This window comes from Paenibacillus sp. Negev47, from assembly GCF_058313655.1.
Window position 1 is genome coordinate 2,897,463 of record NZ_CM177754.1, and the last position, 19,386, is coordinate 2,916,848.

A 19,386-nucleotide genomic window follows, 5' to 3' on the forward strand; every position below is an offset into this window, starting at 1 on the left:
ATGTTGATACGCCAATGCCATCCATGTCTTACCATAGTACCAGGAAGCTTTAGGCAGCAACTCATAGTCGATCATCGACCAACTCGTACCCGGCCAACTGTCGTTATGCTGCCATACCAGGGAGCCGGAGGTCTGCTGTTTGTTGCGGCGGTAATGCTCAATCCCGCATTTTAACCCTTCCGCTTGGGTCAGCATGGAGAAGTTCATGTATTCCTCAATATTTCGCGGAATCCCCGTAAAGCCCTCCATCAGCAGAATACCCTTTAGGTGGTTGGTGTCCTTGTTGCGGTAGGCCATCTCCGGGCTTCCCCAATAGAATTGACCTGCGGGAATATGCTTCTCCAATGTGTACCGGTTAGCCGAAGCGTGCATACCGAACTCGCTGCTGAACAGAGTCAGGTCCTGCTTGTAATTCTTGAAGGTAACCCCTTGAATACTGTAGTCGATCACCGGAACCTCCCCCGTCTTCCGGGGATAGACGGAGCCATGCCAGACTTGCCAGTTGTGGCGGTCTCCCGCCTCAGGATCATTGGCGTCGTTGCCTCCGTAAGGGGAAGAGGGCCAATACGGACGGCTGTCATCCAGTTCCTCCAGCACCTCCGGGATCAACTCGTGGTAGATGCTCTCACCATAAAAGGGAGTCGTAATACTGCCCTCTGCGGATTTCATATCATAGAGCCAGTCGATCTCGTTGTTGCCGCACCACAGAGCAAGGGAAGGATGATTGCGCAGCCGCTTCACATTATTGACCACCTCACGGCGAACATTCTCCATGAAGTCCTTGTTGAAATCCGGGAACAAGGCATTAGCGAAGGCAAAATCCTGCCAGACCAGCACGCCCCGCCGGTCGCAGGCCTCGTAGAACACATCCTTCTCATAGATGCCGCCAGCCCAGACGCGGAACATGTTCATATTCCCCTCTACCGCCAAATCCACCAGGTCCCGGTAACGTTCCTCCGGGATAGCTCCGATAAAGTTGTCAGCGGGAATCCAGTTGGTTCCCTTGGCGAACAGCTTCACCCCATTCAAGATAAAGGAAAAAGCAGGGCTGCCGTCCTCATTCTGAAGGGCCAGCTCCACCGTCCGCACCCCAATCTTCCCACGGTACACATCTGTCTCCCGGTCTCCGGCGTTTAACAGCCTGATTGTCAAATCATACAGATGGGGCTCACCCAAGTCATGGGTCCACCACAAGAACGGATTATCCAACGCAAGATCCACGGCCAGGCGATTGCCTGTCATGATGGATCTGCTGCTTGCCACCGTTTCCCCGGCATAACCCAGCATCACCTCACACTCCAGGTCCGTTCCTCTCCGGTACCGCTTCACTTCCGTATCGATGCGGACCAGGGCGCTTTCAGCTTTCAGTTCCACTGTGCGGGCGAACACATTGTCGATTTTGGCCAAATGCCTGCGTTCCAGCCGGACCTTGCCCCAGATTCCCGCCGTTACCATCCGTGGACCCCAATCCCAGCCGAAATTCATGGCCGCCTTGCGCAACCAGGGGCGCTCCTTGGTATAGGAGGACCACTGGAATTGCAGTTTGTCTCGGTGATGGGGAGCCAGCGGGTCGAATCTGACCGAAATCACATTCTTGCCGTGGCGCAGAACGCGGGTTACATCAAACTCATGGGACATCAGCATATTATTGGTGCGTCCGATTTCCAAGCCGTTCACATAGACCGTGGCAAACGTATCCAGCCCTTCAAACACCAGCTCATGCCGTTCTTCCCCGTCCGGTTTGGCATAAATGAACTGGGTGCGGTACCACCATTCCTTGTCCTCAACTCACCGCGATTTCTGATCGTTATGGCCGAAGTAAGGGTTATCGATGATCCCGTACCGGATCAGGGTGGAATGAACGTCGCCGGGCACCTCCGCGGCCATCCAGAATCGGTTATCCAAACCCGGGGCTGCCAGTTCCAATGGAGGAATCTGTCCCGGTTCATAGCCCGCAAGCTGCCAATTAGTGTTGAGTTCCATCGATTTATAACTTCTCCTTGTAGTTGGAATAGTTCACCCTATCTGACATGGACCGGACGGTCAGGGCTCCCTGACAGGCAGGAGCACACTGCTCGCTCCCCTCCGGACGGCTCAGGAACTTTACTCAAAAGTAAATCATTACGACAACGGCAGCCGCACACTCTGCCCCGACTCCTGCGAACGGTACACAGCGAGCACCAGCTCCAGCGCATGGCGGCTGTCTTCGCCGGTTACCATTGGCTCTCGACCTGAATGAATAGCTTCCACGAAATCAGCCAGCTGGCTGTAATGGGAATCGCCGTACACCCAGTGGCTTACACCTTGCGTTACAGACTCCAGCTCCGGCCTCCATTGATTGGATGACCCAGGATCTATGCCATGTGTGCCGGCGTCCTCCGCATTCCTGTAATGCTCGTAGATGATCCTGTTATTCTCAATGATGCAGGTTCCAGTCTCCCCGATGATCTCGACTCGGGTATTTAAGCCGGGATAGGCACTGCTGGTAGCCGTAAAAGAACCCAGTGCCCCATTCTTGAAGCTGAATAATGCCGCAGCAACATCCTCTGTCTCAATTAAGGGATGGGTACGGTTGGCTGTCCTTGCGGTAACCTCCTGTACTGGGCCGCCGAAATATTGCACCAGATCCACCGTATGAATCGCCTGGTTCATCAGAACGCCGCCCCCATCCAGAGCCCAGGTTCCGCGCCAATTGCCGCTCCCGTAATAAGCATCCGAACGGTACCAGTGAACACTGCCGTTCACGAGGATGAGCCGTCCTAAACGGGCCTCCTCCAGCATCTGCTTCACCCGGCGTGCGGCATAGTCGAACCGATGCTGGAATATGCCTGCCAGCAGGACATTATGCTTCCGGCATTCCTCGATCATCCGGTCAGCCATGGCCAAATTCACATCCATCGGCTTCTCCACAATCACATGCTTCCCGGCACGGGCTGCTGCAATCGCCATTTCCCCGTGCAATCCGCTGGGCGTACAGATTGACACCGCAGCGATCTCCGAATCCTGCAGCATATCGGCATAATCGCTGTATGCCCGTCCGCCGAATTCCTCCGCATACTGCTTCGCCTTCTCTTCATTCCAGTCCGCAAATCCGGCAACCTCTGCCGTTTCCAGCTCCTGCAATTGCTGCGCATGGAGCCTGCCGATCACGCCGCATCCTGTGATGCCGATCTTCAGACGATCTCTCATCACCGTCACCCCTCAAGCTGCTTTAATGTGTTCCCGAGACATTAAGAGTAACTTCCTTAACGCTTTTCTTAAATGTAGACTGTTCAATCCGCTCTGTAAGCTTCTCGTAGAATAGCTCTTCATCCAGCGGAAGCTCTACCGGACTGCCCGTCCACGCGGACAAGTGCATCGCATTGGAAATTGTTAGCCCATGAATCCCCTCAATACCAGGTGCAATCAGCTCAGTTCCATGAAGAATGGCGTCAACCCAGTTGTTCATGATTCCGACATGCTGAGTATTATCACCCGGCGTAGGAACTTCACACTCCCAGCACTCAGGGCTGCCGAAACCGCCTGTGAATTCTCTGTTGAACTCTCTTTCGGACACCCTAAGCCGCCAGAACGTCAGCTTATCATTTTCGATGACAATTTTCCCGCGGTCACCTGTCACTTCCAGCCTGTTGGTTCCCGGTGCTTCTCCTGTAGTTGTTATGAATACTCCGGTAGACCCGTTAGCGTACTCAACAAAAGCGGTTACATCATCTTCGACTTCGATATTGTGATATTTGCCGAATGACATGAAGGTGTGTACTCTGGCCGGCATGCCGCAGATCCACTGCCACAAATCCAGCTGATGCGGATCCTGGTTAAGCAGTACGCCTCCGCCTTCTCCGGACCAGGTAGCCCGCCAGCCCCCTGCATCATAATAGCTTTGCGGCCGGTACCAGTTGGTGATAATCCAAATCGATCGCTTGAGCTCGCCGAGCTCTCCTGAGTCGATAAGCTCCTTAAGCTTGCGGTAGACCGGATTCGTCCGCTGATTGTACATAATGGCAAACACCTTATCGCTCTTCACTGCAGCTTCATTCATCTCTCTGACCGCTTTGGTGTATACACCGGCAGGCTTCTCAATCAGCGTGTGATAACCGAATTTCAGTGCCTGTATGGCCATGCCCGGATGATCATAATGTGGGGTTGCAATCAAGACCGCATCAAATGCTTTGGAATGAAAAAAAGTCTCTGCATCATCATACAGCTTAACGCTGTCTCCATAGTTTTGCTTCGCCCACTGTAACCGTTCTGCTCTTACATCACACACGGCAGTCAGTTCCGCATGGGGAACCTTTCCTGCCATTATATTCTGGGCATGGCTTGAGCCCATGCCTCCTATGCCTATAATTCCTATCCTGACTTTGCCCACTATAAGTTCCTCCTATTTGCCGATTCGGTCTAACACTTTGTTCAAGGCTTGGACAGCGACAGCGAAGCTTCTGGCTCCGCCCTCAGGCAGATCATACCCGGGGGATTGGAGCTCCAGTTCCGCAAAACCTTTAAAATTGCCCAGATGCGGTTCAAGTGACAGGAAGCCTTCGTAGCCGCTATTGTAGAGCTCTTTTAGAATCTCTTCAACAGCCCCGTCGCCTTCTCCGGCCGGTACTACATGATGGTCGCTATATACGGCATCCTTGATATGCACATATTCAATATGATCCTTAAGCAATTCATAGCCTTCTGGATAATTCTTCACATCACATTGCACAAAATTTGCAAAGTCATAGATCGCCTTCACATCATCAGAATTCAGACTCTTCAGCAGATCCAGACATCTTTCCGGTGTATCTCCATAGATGTCCTTTTCGTTCTCGTGAAGAAGAACCACTCCGCTGCCTTTCGCCGCTTCTACAAATTGTTGCCACCGGTGAATGACTTCCCCGCGGTAGTCTTCCGGGTTCTCGCCTTCCGGAATAAAGAAGCTGAACATCCGGATATACCGGCATTCCATAATGCGGGCAACTTCCAACGTATAATTAAATAGCTCTAGATGCGGTGCGAAATCATCTTTAATGCCGATTTTACCAATCGGAGACCCGACTGCCGACAGCTTAAAACCCCTTGCGTCCATCTGGCGTTTAATTTCTTTGACTTCATCCAAAGTGTAGTGGACCAAATTTTTCCCGTCGATATTTCTCATTTCGATAAACTTAATTCCATGCTGGTCGAGTACATCCATTTGTGTGGTTAGACTGGCATCGATTTCATCTGCAAAGGCAGACAATACAAATTCACTCACGGACTGACATCCTCTCTATAGAAGGGTTGAACCCTCGTTTATTCTTCATCTAAAATCTTATCCTGCTTCCCCTTTGATTTCATTGGATTTATTGTTTATAATATTGCAAATATTGCTTTTACACGCTATAAGCTAAAGAGGTGAAGGAGATCGATACTCTGCTGCAGCATTATCACAGCAATCATTTTTCCGTCGTACATATGGACACAGATGTCCCCGCCGATATTGCCACACATATCCATGACCGTTACGAATTGTTCTACTTCATCTCCGGGGATCTCACCTATTATATTGAGGGACAGGCTTACAAGCTGAGTCCGCATGATATGATCATTACCAATTCAAGAGAGCTGCACAGGATCGTCTTCAACTCCGAATGCAGGTATGAACGGAAGTATATCCATTTTAAGCCCGAGTATATTTCTGCTTTTCAGAGGGATGAATATAATATGCTGTACTATTTCGAGAGCCGGAAGCTGGGGTATTCCAACCGAATCCTGGCTAAGGATGTGCTTGACTACAAACTTGATGAGCTGTGGAATCAGATCGGACACACTACACTGGAGGATTCTGCGGACAACCATATCTTGATGAAGACTTTTTTTGTCCAAATGCTCATTACCCTTAACAAAATATTTGCCAAATACAATCATTCGCTCGTGGAGCGCCATAAGTCCGATCAGAAAATAGCAGCTATACTAGACTTCATCAATAAAAACCTGGACGACAAAATTACACTGGATTTACTCCAGCAGAAGTTCTTCGTCAATAAGTATTACCTGTGCCATATCTTCAAGTTGAATACAGGATTTACTCTAATCGAATACATCACTTATAAAAGAATTATGTGGGCCACCGAGCTTCTCTCCTCCGGAATGACCGCACTGGATGTTGCCAATACCGTGGGATACGGGGATTATTCAACCTTTTACAAGGCATTTAGAAATATTACCGGTCTGTCTCCTAAAAAGTATTTTAAGAAATAAATATAGTCGCGATAAAAGGCCACCGGGAAATTCTTGGTAGCCTTTGGTTATTAAACGGTCTCTCGGCGGAAAGGTCATATGGCTGTCCGGATATTAGTAATACTACAAACCAATTTGTCGTTGTCCGCAAAGGGGAAGAGCATCCTGAGGCCGCTCTGCATAAAGAATAAGCGCAACAAAAGCTGTATTTTGCCAAATATAGATTAAAAATGTGGACAAGAAGGCATTTTCGCGGGCGGTACGAGCCGCTCTTGTCCAGGGTGAGTGCATACGCCTGCCAATGAGTATTATTAAGCGCACTGAAAGTAACACAGGGTACGCCAGCTGCCACGAAATCTACTTCCGGAATGTCCCGTTCCCTGAACTCCAACATAATAATATGATTTCCTATATTTTGACGGTAGGTGTCCAAATGGTATGAACGGAGAGCTTTTTTTTCGAAACGATCGTTAGCAAAGACAATATCATATTTTTCATCCAAAAATCCTTTGTCCATCGAGCCGCATCCCGAAAACAGCGACAGCATTTTGATCGTCTTCTGCTTCAGGCTGCCGACAATGCTACCAATAGATGACCCAAGGATCTCCTTCCTGCTCGAACGGAAAAGACCAAAAAAGTCACCAGAATCAAAATTGGTAGCTCGCGCGAATTCATTGACCGAGATGGAGTAGCGGGTGTCCTGAAGGAAAAATTTCTCGCTTCTCGCATCGTCGAGAGAAATAACATTCTCTACCGTCTTTGCCTCCGCGTGAACTGTAAATACGATTTGATCTTTCTGAATCTCAAGTTGGATAGTCTGGTTACCTGCAAAAAGTATCTTTATATCCTCGCTCTTGATGTCGGTGACGGGTACCGTCTTCCCCGTCCTTTGCGTTGTCCTCGCAACATGCTTCTTCGAGTTTTCAGCCGGAACTATGAAAAGTGTAAAACCTGTATAAGCTGGATAAGGTAAGTTGTAACCGGTATTATCTACTTCCTCAATTTCGCCTTCCTTATCGACTTCATACTTGTATTTACAAAATGATCCTTTCGATTATTTCTCATTTTTATGTACACAAATATCTTTCTCCAACTAACCTGCCCGTTAGCTTAATGAAATAGCTGTAAACTTCAGTTAGATAATTTATCTAATCGGTAATCGGACTCTGTTCTTGTCCATTCCGGCAATCGGTACAAGTTCTTGTCCTTGGCTGGGGACAAGAACTTGTACCGATAAAACAAAAAAGCCGCTAAACTAGCGACTTCAATGGGAATATGTTCTTGTCCCCCGACAATTATTATGATGTCCAATTTTACTCGGAAATCGCGGTACAAGTTCACGCCCTCAACATCTCCTGTTAAACTAAAAGTGGTCTGTCAGATCGATTTAAATGTAATTGGTATGGTCCCCGACAGCCCTCAATGTATTTAAATGATGAACTTCCCTTATCTTCTTTGTGTTTAATCTCCTTAACCACTTACCAGCCATTTGTCTTATCGTTAAGATAGACTTGCTCATAAGAGTCTATGCCGTCAGGAATTATAGTTCCTGAAAGCGTATCAGGGTCATTCTCTAGGGAGGGCTATGGGTTGCAGTGCTCATCAGTCCATCAGATAAGATCCTGTCCTCTGTGTTTCACTACGTGTTCTTCTTGTTATAATCTATCCTTTGGCACATGAACAGCGTGTTTCTTTACAACCCTAGCCGAATACTTTCCTTTCATAATGTCATACCTTTCTGTATTCTCTCTTTAATTTGGATCTCCCGTCCATTAAACATGCTCACACCTCGGTAAAATAAGTAAAGGATCCTCATTTCAAAAGCGTTTGCAATTTCAAAACAAGAATTTGTAAATATTGTATTCTTTCTCAAGAGTAGCGAACTTTGTTTACTAACTTCAAGCGTCGTTGCAAGTTGTTCTTGCGTCCATACTTTTTCCGCTCGAAAATAATATTCTTTTACAAATTGCAAAGTATTTATTATTTGAAAAATTAGTTTTATTAAGAGTCAGACGTAGAATAAGGAAGAGAAACTCTTAATTCCAATTTAGAGAGTGTTCTTGAAAAAATGAATAGCCCGGACTCTCATTTCCGAGCCGGGCATTGTTAAAAGACTGACTAATTAAGAAGGGTACACTTATTGTTGTTTATCGAGAAGCTTGACCAAGTTATACATCATTTGCGCGCCTTCCGCACGTGTACCAATGCCGAGCGGACTGAAGTTTTCGTCTGAGAAGCCTTCTACTAAACCTAGACTATAAGCAGTCTTAATTGCATCTACAGCCCAATCTGGAGAATCTGACAAGTCATCAAATGCTACCTCACCCGCTTCAGGAGTTGCAAGCGATTTATATGAATATGCCCGTACGATCATTGCAGACATCTCTTGGCGTGTTATCGTTTGTGCCGGGGCAAATGATCCGTCCGCATAACCCTGTACGATACCCGCTTCAGCAGCTAAAGCAGTTTCATCCGCAAACCATTGACCGGCCCCCACATCTGTAAATGCCGCTTTCGTCTCTCCTTCAAGACCAAGCAATCTTACTAACATCGATGCAAATTCTGCTCGTGTTACGGATCGTTTCGGCTCAAAACGTTCCACTGTAACACCTTCAATAATTTGCCTTGCAGCTAGCTGTTTAACAGCAGATTCTGCCCAGTGGCCAGCTGGCAGGTCAACAAATGTTTTATCATATTCCAATGCAACATAGAAGCCGGAGTGATTCAGCGCGGCTGTGATCCAACCGTTCTGTAGGTCTCCGTCTACATAGGATAAGGAACCATTGCTCTCTCTATAGTAAATGCCGGTTAATGCTGGATTAGCTCCTGCCAGAACAGGAAGCGAAATCACGATAGGCTTATCAAAATCGTTGATCGGTATCATATCACCATTACTTGTTTCCAGCGACAACGTAAACTCATATGCGCCACCTGTCAGCTTCAACGACGCCGCGTATTGCCCTCCGATTTGATCCATCCATGCCGACACATCCACGTCATGGACAACTGTTGCTTTCAGCACAATCAAGCCATCTTCTAGCTGTTCTTCCGATGCAAGTTTAGCAAACATCCGCAGCACTTCAGTAGGAATCGTGATCCGCATGTTACCGGCTCCGACTGTAATCTTCTTACCTTCAGCAAGCTCCGCCGCCTTACCTGGGAGCACAAGCTCCAATAAATCATCGTCGTCCATGGAGAATTGAATATTGTCCTCTAATCTGAATTGTTTCAGTTGTTCCTCCGTTACCACGAGTTGACCAGGTACCTTGCTTTCTTCTTGCTCCTCCTCGATTACTCCATCATTGCTGCCGCTGTTGTTACCGTTATGGCTGTTATCGTCGCCAGGGTTTGTAGATCCCTGAGATTCTACTACACGCAACGTTTTCAATGCAGTCTCATTTCCATATACCGCCATTATGATGGTCTGACCTGAGCGGTGCGATTGAATGAAGCCACTCGAATCAATGGTTGCCACTTTCTCATCACTACTGCTGAATGTGATGCCTTCCGTAATTAACGAATTAGTGCCATCGCTATAATAGCCTGTTACGACTGCTGTTACCGTCCCGTTCGGTTGAAGATTCGTTGGAATGCCACCGAGCTCTATACGCTCCAATGTGATGGGAGGCCCGTCCTGATCGACTACTGTAAGGATGAAATGATTACTAAACTCCCCGTACACTGCCGATATGACGGTTTCACCTTCACTGATCGCTGTAACGAAGCCTTCCGAATCAATGGTTGCAACAGATTCCTCACTGCTCGTGTACTGTACACCTTCTGTCACAAGGTACGAGCTGTTATCTGTATAAACAGCCTTCGTTACAGTGGCCGATGTTTCTCCTGCATGTAGACGTTCTGGACCAGATAATTGAATATATGCAAGTTCAGCGTTCGGCTGTTCGACTTTAACCAGCAGATCATAGTAATCTGTCAATCCGGCATATTCTACCGTAATCCGAGTAGTTCCTTCAGCCATCGCGGATACTACACCATTCTCATTAACCTCCGCAACAGACGGATCAGAGCTTTCATATTGGACACCTTGTGTCACCGATAATCGAATCCCGGAAGCGTAAACAGCACTCACTACTGTTGCATCGGTTTCTCCTGGCTGTAGCCAAGGTTTTCCTTCAAGCTCAATGCCCATAAGTGTTTTTGCCTCGATCACATGGATCTTAATTTCTCCAAATACATTCGGTGATAGCTTGCTGGTCGCACGAATGACGACATCGCCAATTGCCGTTCCTTTTGCAACACCGTTTTCAGTCAACTCCACAACATGATTTGCAGATTCGCTTGCTATAGACCATTCAATATCCTTGGGCATCATGCCGTTCACACTAAGCTGCAGCTCTTCGCCTACTTGAATCTCGCGATCGGCAGGCTCAATCTCAAGAGATGGATTCTCGAGTACAACTGTATCGACCTCACGTCCATCCACCATTTTTGTCTTCACCGTCAGCACATCACCGTCCACTTCGACGGAGGAGTACATTTGCATATTCTCGTCGTTTACGACGGCTTGGAAATACCGCTCCGTCAGGTCATAAAACTTTGGTCCGGTTGAGCCTGGAATGATATATGTCGTACCTTCACGCTCATCTACAATTTCATGATTTTTTAGCGGATGAGTACGCAAGTATATGTGATCGTGGCCATTCATAACCAGGTCAACGTCGTATTCATCGAACACTGGCGTCCACGCAGTACGTACACTCTCTGTATCGTAAATACTCGCATACGGACCGCGGTGGAAGAAGACCAGCTTCCATTGCTTATTTGTATCTGCTAAATCGGCCTTCAGCCATTCCTTCTGCTCCTCGATATCGTATTCACTGTTCAGAACAGATATATGGATGTTCTTATAATTAAAGGAGTAATTTGTTCCTTTCTGATTATGCGTACCGTTCCTAGGATGATTGAAGTGAGCCAGAAAGTCTCCATTCTGCTTGGTTCCTGTCACCTCATGATTGCCCACGATCGTAACGGCCGTCGTGTTCATTAGTTCTTTCTGAGCTTCCGAAAACCACCAGTTCCATTCCTGTTCCTTGAAGCCATTGTCAACCATATCCCCTAAATGAACCATAAATTCGGAATCCGGATGTTCAGCTGTGGCAGCGTCCAACGAACGACCCCATATCTCAAAACCCGCAAGATCAGAAGCCTGGGAATCCCCAAAAACAAGGAACTTCGTATGATTCCCCGTCTCCGGTGCCGTTGTAAAGGAGCCCTGCTCGCTATAATGTTGCATCCCATCGCCCACACGGTAAACGTAAACAGTTCCCGGCTTCAGCTTGTCAGCCGTCGCTTTATGGACGCGAATCGTTCCTATGTCCAATGTATTATACACGTAGCTTTCTCCACTCACGCGAGCAACGTCAGGCTGATCGAAGCCCATGAAGCCTTCCGCTTCTGCAATCTCTACGACCGTTTCAGACGTATTTGGATTTGTGTGCCAGTTGAAGTTACGTGAGGCGGTCGGGTCTTCGCCCATCGCCACCGTAATATTGTATGGCAGTTCCGTTCCCCCAAGTTCAGATGTTGTAAATACCGAAACCAAGCTGTGCTGCATCCCTTTGATAGCTTGCACATCATAGCTTTTCACTTCTGCAGTAAGTAAATCTGAACGGAGTTTACCGGATGCATCTGTAGTAAGCGTTCCGTTTCCTAGTTCAGCACCGTCTGCAAGAAGGCGGGCTCCTTCTACAGGATTCCCGTTTTCATCGGACACTGTAAAAGTAGTGACGAAGTTTTGCGCGATATTATCATCCCAGCTCAGTTGCAGTTCCTGCTTGATACCGGATGTCAAGGATGCACCAAGATACGGTTTCGGTTCATCCGAACCGGCAACATTCAGCTCCGACGAACGGAAGGCAATACTGTTCAGTCCAGAAGCTGTACCTTTTACCGTATATGTAATTTGAGAGATAATATCACCGTCATTTAGAGACGCGGAGTCTAGATCGCTATATGCCACCCGTACGACACCGGTTGCAGCATCAACCTCTGATGTGAACTGCATGTTGGTCAGCTTATCGCTTTTGTGTACAGATAAGCCTGTTACGGTATTTGTATCAAACCCAAGCTCCAGATTACCGCCTCTCAGCTGGTCAACTTGATCGGCAGTAATGTCGACTGTATACGTATGACCCGCGAAGACCTGATCAGTCGTAGTGTAACGGAATTTAGAAGCGCCTGTATCAACGATAAATTTCCATTCCTTGATCGTCTGGTTGCCAGACAAATCGCGAACGGCAAGCTTAACCGTATGATAACCATCATCCAGTGGCAGTCCCGGTGTATAGCTGATACGTCCTTCCGGCGGATACAGCGTATGCGCTACTTGCTTGCCATCGATGTACATCCGGATTTTTTCTGGATCAATCAATGTTGTACCCGGATGGTCCGCTCGATCCCAGTCGGCGTCAGCCGCATGTGCGCGAATAACCGGGGTACCCGTCGTTACTGTCGCGTCCTCGGATGGAGTTATATCCGTAATGACCGGAGGCTCGTGATCCTCTTCTAACGGACCATAGATTGCGCGAATCTGATCGATATAGATTGCACCAGCCGACTTATTATTGTTGTTGGTTTGCATATAACGAACCGGCAAGTCCATACTAAGCGGCGTTGTTTTGCCTGACGGTACAGCCGCCTCGACATATCTCCATCCCGTCCAGTTTACTCCGTTATTTGAATCCGTAAAATCAATGTTAAAGGCAGCGTTGTTTCCGTCACGAACCTGAGCTCGCAGCCAGTGCTTTTTTCCATCACCGTATACCCACACTCCAATTTTCTCTGGATAGCCGGGGATTTGAATATTCTCTGCCTTGCTGTAAGAAGAAACATAGGCACCCGAAGTACCTGTCGTACCGATAAAATCATAAGACAGCTTGATCGATCCATCACCCGAACGTACAAAATCGGGATCGGTATTCAAATCTACGGATATCGTATTATATCTGGCACCGCTTGCTTTATAATTCTCAATGCTTTCAAACTCTTCCAGTACAACGGGCGGTACGCCGACATTAACCTCCATTGAGGTCTCTATGCCTTTGTAACTGACAAAAATAGTTCCCGATTGACCTCCTTCGTTCGTTGCAAGGAATACACCCTTCTCATCGACTGTGCCGATATCGCCTTCCACACGCCACTTAAATACATCATTACTCGATTGGATGACTTGTCCATCTCGTATCGCCGTAACCTTCAACGTTTCATTAACACCGGTATTGTACGTCTTAATTTCATCCGGGAAACGCAGCTCGGTAATTTCATTTACGACTTCAACATCCGCGGTGCCTTCCAGACTTCCATTCGAAACAGCTACTTGACCAACTGAGGCCCCTTGTCCAGCTACAAATACACCGTCTCCTTTAAAAGTTCCCAGTTCAGGGGCTGCTGACCATGTCGTTATGCCTTCATGTGCTACCGGATGGCCTGTAGAATCAACCGCTGCAGCTGAAAAAGTGAAAGTTGAACCGGCCAATATCCGCTCCTCGTTTGGCGTTACAGTCAATTTCGAAGCGGCCTCCTCCGGTGCTGTGTTTACAAGTAGCAGTCCGTTTCCCGTCCCCCGTTCGCCGCCGTCCGACCCTTGGTTCATCATTTTTACATCTGATGTGCCCGGCATACGGGCTACAAACGTAGAAGATCCACCTCCGTCCAAATTCATAGCATCGACAATTCCCATGTCCGCTAGAATTTTCGCAAGTTCCTCTGTCGTTACACCTTCACTGTATTCCGGCGCGCGTCCATCGATCTCAAATAACACGATTGACCCATCCACCTTTGTCCCGATGGCCGTTCGAGGGTGTACGCCTTCCGGACCAACATTGGACTTCACGAGCCCGTCCTCCACCAATGGTCCCTGGCCGCCAATCACCAAACTTACGTCCTGCCATTCGCCATCCAGCTCGAAGCTGGCCGTTAGTTCATCGCCTGCTGTTAGTCCACTTACAACCGGTACGGATGTTCCGGATGCGGATAAGACAACTGTGCCTTCGGCAAGAGGTGTGTCGCCTTGATTTTCGCGTACTTCCAGTACCTTCAGCTTCATTGTTTGTCCACTTTTTACGTCGCCTTCTACCACTTGTAGAACGACCTCTGTACCACCTGCCGTTGTTTTAGTCGTCGTATAATAATCAGGTGTATAGAGAACCAGATGATTGCTCTCCCGATAACGGTTAATGCTAGTCAGGTTGGTTTTCTTACCATCAATGGTTACAAACATCGTGAGTTTTGGCTTTCCGTAAACTGATGTACCATCTTCCTTAAGACCAAAGGCAAAGGAACTCGATGCGCTGTTCAAAATACGGCCTTGATCTATAAATAACCCGTTTGGCACGCCTGTTCCGTAACCCGAAAGATCATAAAAGTCGCCGTTAATGCCGGCTATGACACGGTTGCCTGGAGCATCCGTATATGCCGCCATTTCCGTCACGCCTTCCATGCCATATACGTAGCCCCCCTTTGTTCCTGCACGCAGTTCCAAATTCGGGGTATCAGGGTTAAATTCGACGAAATGCATCTTTTCAGAACCACGCTCGATTTCCATGTCATACCAGGTATACTCCGCGCCTGGTGCAAGATCCGTCTTCCTTACATCTACAACTCGGCCAAAAGTCGTATCTGGCACTTCTGACATGGCTGCGTAAACGCTACTGAACGGCTGCAGCATGAATAATATCGCTAGCATAAAGGCAAGCAAAGTTTGTCCTGATTTGCGATACCAATGAATCATTTGTTCCAACCCCTCTCCGATGTTTTAATTTATTTGCTCTCTAATTGTAATAATGAGATGTTATTATATGTTTTTGATAATATTTGTGTAAATTTAATGGAAGATGAGAAAAACAAATCACTTCTAATTAGCTGAATGTATCGATCTTCTTTAAGAATTCTCTATGCTCTCAAAAATTTCTGAATGATCCCCACTTTCTCTTTTTGAAAGTCTATGAATTATGTCCAAAAGTTAAAGCTTCTGCTTTTCTGAGTATTTCAGATCCACTACCTCAGTTGAATTCAATGAATCGCACCTCCCAAAACTATTATCTGAGATCTCCTTAAACAAGCCTATAACTTATCCTTTTTCCTCCTCCTAAGTTCATGTCTTAAGTTCAATATGACCATTGTTTATAGCTATCTTAGTAAAAACATACAGTGTATCCTCTCTCCTGAATATTATCTTTTCTTTAGATTCTGAGACCTTTTTAGGATTTTTACGAGATTGCTGAAATATTTGAAGAGATTGATTTTAAACCGTCAAACTCGAAGAATTATGACCAATCCCTATGCCCAAAATGTTGAATAATCAAACAGTTGTCGAAAAGCGGGTTAAAAAAACAGCCGATCTCTTTGACCGACTGTCTACCTGTAATTATTGAGCTATTGTTTCCCGTTAGTTTAATAAAGTGGATTAACCTGCCTCTATGAATCTGCGTCTAAGCAATTAAAAATTTGTTGACATGAAGTAAATAAGAATAGAAGAGTGAGAGGTGTAAAGTATGCCTATTCAATTTTTAGATTCACGCATATCCCTTAATAATACCTTTAGTTCGGGTACTACAACCTTAGTAACAACCCCTACGTTACTGGGTGATATCGGTCTGCAAACTGTCGCTGCAATAGGAACCCCAAACGAAAGTGATGTGCGTATTCTACTTTGGGGAACAGTTGGGGTTTTTAGATCTGCAACAAACTTAGTCAACATCTATGTTGAAAGAGGAGGTACTGGTATATTCGGTTCAGGATTACAGCGACTTTAGTCACTTCATGGAAATAATCAACGGATCAAATTGCATCTGTAAACGTCGAGGTCGTTATTTGGGTAGTTTGATGCCCTTCATTCGCCTTTATATTAAACATACTCATATATACACACACTATCCTTTCTGATAGTAACTATCAATAAAGTGTGTACTTTTTTTAAGTAAGTATTTATTTTATACTAGCCTTACTTTGAAGAAAAGGAGTCAAAACAATGACTAAAGTCAAAACCTACAGTCACGATCTTTGGGATCACGGCATCAGCCAGGGCTACAGCGTCAACGGCACAATTTACATTTCAGGACAATTTTCCCACAATACGGAGGGTGAATTTGTTGGTGAGGGCGATATTGAAGCACAGACCCGGCAGACGCTGGAGAATCTCGATCGCGTGCTGGCGGAATTTGGTGTCACAAAATCAAACCTCGCTTATGTGGAGATCTATCTGACAAACGCACAAGAGCATATCGAGCCGTGCATCGGGTTGTTTAGGGAATACATGGGACAACACCGGCCTGCGGGAAGCTGTATCGGTGTGACATACCTGGCGTCACCTGAGCAGCTGATCGAAATCAGTGCCGTTGCACACACAAACTAACTCCATTACTGTTTTTATACTGTCACTCTAAAACTAGAAGTATATTGCCGTTAGCGTAAAGAAACTGCAGCCGATCAATTGCTCGGTTGCAGTTTATCTTTATTGAACTATCGTTTACGTATAAATCACCGGCGATCCTTGTTTGCTCGATTCCAATTTGACTATCTTCATCGACAGCCAATTTTAATTTAGAATCTAAAATGGCTTCAACCTAACTCCGCCCGTCCCTCTTCCAGTTTTACGGAGATCATTTTCCCTCCTGTACATTAATGGGGGTTATTGTCTATTAAATGAAAAATGCTCCCGTACCTGTGGCTAAAATGGTACGGGAGCATTTTAATTAGCTGTTGAAGTAGTGCGATTGTTCGAGGTCGGGAATCAGTGCGGGTTGTACAGGCCGCCATCCCAGAAGTTCCTGAGTTGCAATGCTTGATCTTAGGATATCAAGCATTGCAAGTGTGCTGAGGAAGCCGAAGTGGGCCTCTGCCTCTTCACGTGAAATACTGACTACAGGTACGTTCAGTTGCTTACCTATAACACTCGCGATGTCGCGGAATGGCACACCTTCATCTGCGACACCATCTAGTCTCGCACCGGCGGGTGCCTTTTCTAACGCAAGTCGGTATAAATGTGCGGCGTCAAGGCGGTGCACAGCTGGCCACCGATTGGTCCCCTCTTCTATATAAGCTGAAAAGCCCTTTGTTTTGGCAATATTGATTAGTCTTGGTACAAATCCTGTATCACCCGCTCCGTGTACCGACGGACAAAGCTCTATGATCGATGTCCGCACTCCGCGCTCTGCCAGCGAAAATACTACGTTCTCTGCTGCCACTCCATTTGCGTGCGTAGTGATTACGAAGGGCTTACCAGATCCTTCAAGTGCCGCTCCCATCGCTTCTACGGCATGCAGATCTGTTGTGAGTGCTCCAGCGAAGTTCGAGAAGTCGTGGTTGAATGCCAGATGAATGACGCCTTCCGCAGCAGCCGCGCCACTGCGAAGGCTGTCGAGATCCTCGATGTCACCGCGGTGAACTTCGGCCCCAGCCTCTTTTAGTTTCGCTGCGCTATTGTCTGAGCGCACAAGACCGATGACCTGATGTCCGGCATCAATGAGTTCGCGGATGACAGCGGAACCGATATAACCTGTTGCTCCTGTTACGAAAACACGCATTACGAAATCCCCCTTAAGCTACTACCTATAATTGTATAAACTATAATTACCACGCAATGGGTCCATCCTCATCTGAAAATGTTCCTGTTGGACCGTCTGCTCCAATCATGGCAAGCCGAACCGCCTCACGCGCCCCTTGTTCCACACTTCGAGTACCAGCAAAATTATTAAGCGCAGTCGATGTGAAGCCTGGACATGCCGCATTGACCTTGATGTTAGTTGATTCAAGCGCAAATGCAAAGGCAAGTGTCACCGCATGAACAGCCGATTTGGATGCCGAATAGGCACCAAACATCGCACGATGCGAGTTTTCCGGAATAGAGTTCCAGCTAAGTGAGCCGCCGGTACTGCCCATATTGACGATACGTGCTGCCGGGGCCTCCCGCAAAAGTGGCAACATCGCCTGCGTGGCAGCAATAACACCAAAAACATTAGTCTCATAAACTGTACGAATATCTTCAAGCGAAGCAACGGTCAAAAGACCACTCGCCGCGCCACTGTTCGGAAACGGATCCCCCGATCTGCCTGCGTGCGAGATCCCCGCATTGTTCACAAGTACATCGAGACGACCGAATTCGTTCCGAATACGCTCTGTTGCAGCAGCAATGGAGCTCTCATCTGCAACGTCGAGCTGGAGAGCGTGTGCATTCGACCCGATACTTTTTGAGGCAGTTTCTCCATTCTCGAGGCTGCGAGATCCGACGAGCACGGTGAATCCGTGTTCCGTGAGCTCCTTCGCAATTTGAAAGCCGATACCTTTGTTAGCCCCAGTGACTAGAGCGACGGGTTTATCCTGCATAGTTATAATCTCCTTTTTTTTGCGATTGGTGGGCAAATACGACTTAGGTTGACGTGTCAACCATGGATCAAATTTAGCACATTGAAGTTGACACGTCAACCATGTTATTATGCACCTATGGATAAAAACGAACTTAACGAAGAAGAAATGCGAATATGGCATATGTGGAAAGGTTCCTTTCAGAGCATCTTCGGTCGTGTTGTCAAAGATATGTCCGATCACTCAGGACTGTCAGAGGGTGATTTTGGGGTATTGGACCGATTAGTCCTTTTTGGCGACGGTAGCCTTCGCCAACAGGAATTAGCCGACTCTATGGACTGGGATAAAAGTCGGTTATCTCATCATTTGAAGCGTATGGAAAAACGAGGACTAGTGATGAGGAAACCATTAGACAACGATCGCGGAGTACAAGTCAGTATCACTTCTTCTGGAAAATCAATGTTAGATGATGCCCGTCCCTTCCTCTCCAAGGCAATTCGCAAACATTTTTTTGAGCAATTAACCGAACAAGATATTGAGTTGATTACTAAGTTGGCGGAAAGGACAAACGCAGGGTCTTAGCTTAATATGGTATAAAGCCCCGCCATTTCGACCACGTTTAATACCATGAAATGAAGAATGGATAGGAATTCAGCTGTATGCTGAGTACCTATCCATTTCTGTTCCTACATTTTCATCAGCCAGAATTCAGGTATCTCTGACATGACCCTCTTCAAATATCAGAAATATTATACACTCACAGTCCAAATGAATATATCGAGTTTATCATGCAGTTGAATCTTGTGTTCCTCAATCTATCTTTACTATGGAATGAAGTACTTTCTTTGTTCCTTTTTAGAA

At 46.9% G+C, this 19,386-nt stretch carries 11 protein-coding genes and 1 pseudogene; 4 read left to right on the forward strand and 8 right to left on the reverse strand.

The window, feature by feature from the left end; translation table 11 throughout:
* Window positions 1–27: 27 nt before the first annotated feature.
* From AC4G47_RS13255 to AC4G47_RS13270, 4 genes and pseudogenes are all read right to left on the reverse strand, one after another.
* Window positions 28–1,983: pseudogene (locus AC4G47_RS13255) on the reverse strand (glycoside hydrolase family 2 protein); the annotation flags it as partial.
* 138 nt (window positions 1,984–2,121) lie between these two features.
* A complete protein-coding gene (locus AC4G47_RS13260; RefSeq protein ID WP_491106310.1) occupies window positions 2,122–3,189 on the reverse strand; it encodes a Gfo/Idh/MocA family protein in 1,068 nt (355 codons plus the stop codon).
* Between the two features lie 22 nt (window positions 3,190–3,211).
* The gene (locus AC4G47_RS13265) at window positions 3,212–4,369 is read right to left on the reverse strand and encodes a Gfo/Idh/MocA family protein (RefSeq protein ID WP_491106311.1); all 1,158 of its coding nucleotides are present in this window, start codon (window positions 4,367–4,369) and stop codon (window positions 3,212–3,214) included.
* A 12-nt stretch (window positions 4,370–4,381) separates the two neighbouring features.
* The gene (locus AC4G47_RS13270; RefSeq protein WP_491106312.1) at window positions 4,382–5,239 is read right to left on the reverse strand and encodes a sugar phosphate isomerase/epimerase family protein; all 858 of its coding nucleotides are present in this window, start codon (window positions 5,237–5,239) and stop codon (window positions 4,382–4,384) included.
* A gap of 140 nt (window positions 5,240–5,379) precedes the next feature.
* Here AC4G47_RS13270 and AC4G47_RS13275 point away from each other — a divergent pair, with 140 nt between their 5' ends.
* The gene (locus AC4G47_RS13275; protein WP_491106313.1) at window positions 5,380–6,225 is read left to right on the forward strand and encodes a helix-turn-helix domain-containing protein; all 846 of its coding nucleotides are present in this window, start codon (window positions 5,380–5,382) and stop codon (window positions 6,223–6,225) included.
* On the opposite strand, the gene AC4G47_RS13280 is transcribed toward AC4G47_RS13275, so the two are convergent.
* Both AC4G47_RS13280 and AC4G47_RS13285 read right to left on the reverse strand, forming a co-directional pair.
* Window positions 6,215–6,751, reverse strand: a complete 537-nt coding sequence (locus tag AC4G47_RS13280) for a DNA cytosine methyltransferase (protein WP_491106314.1) — start codon at window positions 6,749–6,751, stop codon at window positions 6,215–6,217. The genes AC4G47_RS13275 and AC4G47_RS13280 overlap by 11 nt on opposite strands.
* 1,590 nt (window positions 6,752–8,341) lie before the next feature.
* Window positions 8,342–14,953, reverse strand: coding sequence for a phosphodiester glycosidase family protein (locus AC4G47_RS13285; RefSeq protein WP_491106315.1), 6,612 nt, complete (start codon window positions 14,951–14,953; stop codon window positions 8,342–8,344).
* 763 nt (window positions 14,954–15,716) lie between these two features.
* Here AC4G47_RS13285 and AC4G47_RS13290 point away from each other — a divergent pair.
* Together AC4G47_RS13290 and AC4G47_RS13295 are read left to right on the forward strand one after the other, a co-directional pair.
* On the forward strand, window positions 15,717–15,977 hold the full coding sequence (locus AC4G47_RS13290) for a hypothetical protein (protein WP_491106316.1): 261 nt from the start codon (window positions 15,717–15,719) through the stop codon (window positions 15,975–15,977).
* A gap of 215 nt (window positions 15,978–16,192) precedes the next feature.
* A complete protein-coding gene (locus AC4G47_RS13295; RefSeq protein ID WP_491106317.1) occupies window positions 16,193–16,576 on the forward strand; it encodes a RidA family protein in 384 nt (127 codons plus the stop codon).
* 340 nt (window positions 16,577–16,916) lie between these two features.
* Here the strand turns inward: AC4G47_RS13295 and AC4G47_RS13300 are convergent, their stop codons facing one another.
* Complete coding sequence (locus tag AC4G47_RS13300; protein WP_491106318.1) at window positions 16,917–17,747, reverse strand: SDR family oxidoreductase; 831 nt, start codon at window positions 17,745–17,747, stop codon at window positions 16,917–16,919.
* Window positions 17,748–17,793: 46 nt separating this feature from the next.
* Entirely contained in the window at window positions 17,794–18,546 is a 753-nt protein-coding gene (locus AC4G47_RS13305; RefSeq protein WP_491106319.1) for an SDR family oxidoreductase, read from the reverse strand.
* 117 nt (window positions 18,547–18,663) lie between these two features.
* Here AC4G47_RS13305 and AC4G47_RS13310 point away from each other — a divergent pair, with 117 nt between their 5' ends.
* Window positions 18,664–19,107: a MarR family winged helix-turn-helix transcriptional regulator gene (locus AC4G47_RS13310; RefSeq protein ID WP_336764633.1), complete on the forward strand. Its 444-nt coding sequence runs from the start codon at window positions 18,664–18,666 to the stop codon at window positions 19,105–19,107.
* The last annotated feature ends 279 nt before the right edge of the window (window positions 19,108–19,386 follow it).

Coding starts and splice junctions, on each gene's coding strand:
- AC4G47_RS13310 (WP_336764633.1), top strand. CDS start 18,664: ATGGATAAAAACGAACTTAACGAAGAAGAAATGCGAATATGGCATATG.
- AC4G47_RS13260 (WP_491106310.1), bottom strand. CDS start 3,189: ATGAGAGATCGTCTGAAGATCGGCATCACAGGATGCGGCGTGATCGGC.
- AC4G47_RS13290 (WP_491106316.1), top strand. CDS start 15,717: ATGCCTATTCAATTTTTAGATTCACGCATATCCCTTAATAATACCTTT.
- AC4G47_RS13295 (WP_491106317.1), top strand. CDS start 16,193: ATGACTAAAGTCAAAACCTACAGTCACGATCTTTGGGATCACGGCATC.
- AC4G47_RS13300 (WP_491106318.1), bottom strand. CDS start 17,747: ATGCGTGTTTTCGTAACAGGAGCAACAGGTTATATCGGTTCCGCTGTC.
- AC4G47_RS13305 (WP_491106319.1), bottom strand. CDS start 18,546: ATGCAGGATAAACCCGTCGCTCTAGTCACTGGGGCTAACAAAGGTATC.
- AC4G47_RS13285 (WP_491106315.1), bottom strand. CDS start 14,953: ATGATTCATTGGTATCGCAAATCAGGACAAACTTTGCTTGCCTTTATG.
- AC4G47_RS13280 (WP_491106314.1), bottom strand. CDS start 6,751: ATGCTGTCGCTGTTTTCGGGATGCGGCTCGATGGACAAAGGATTTTTG.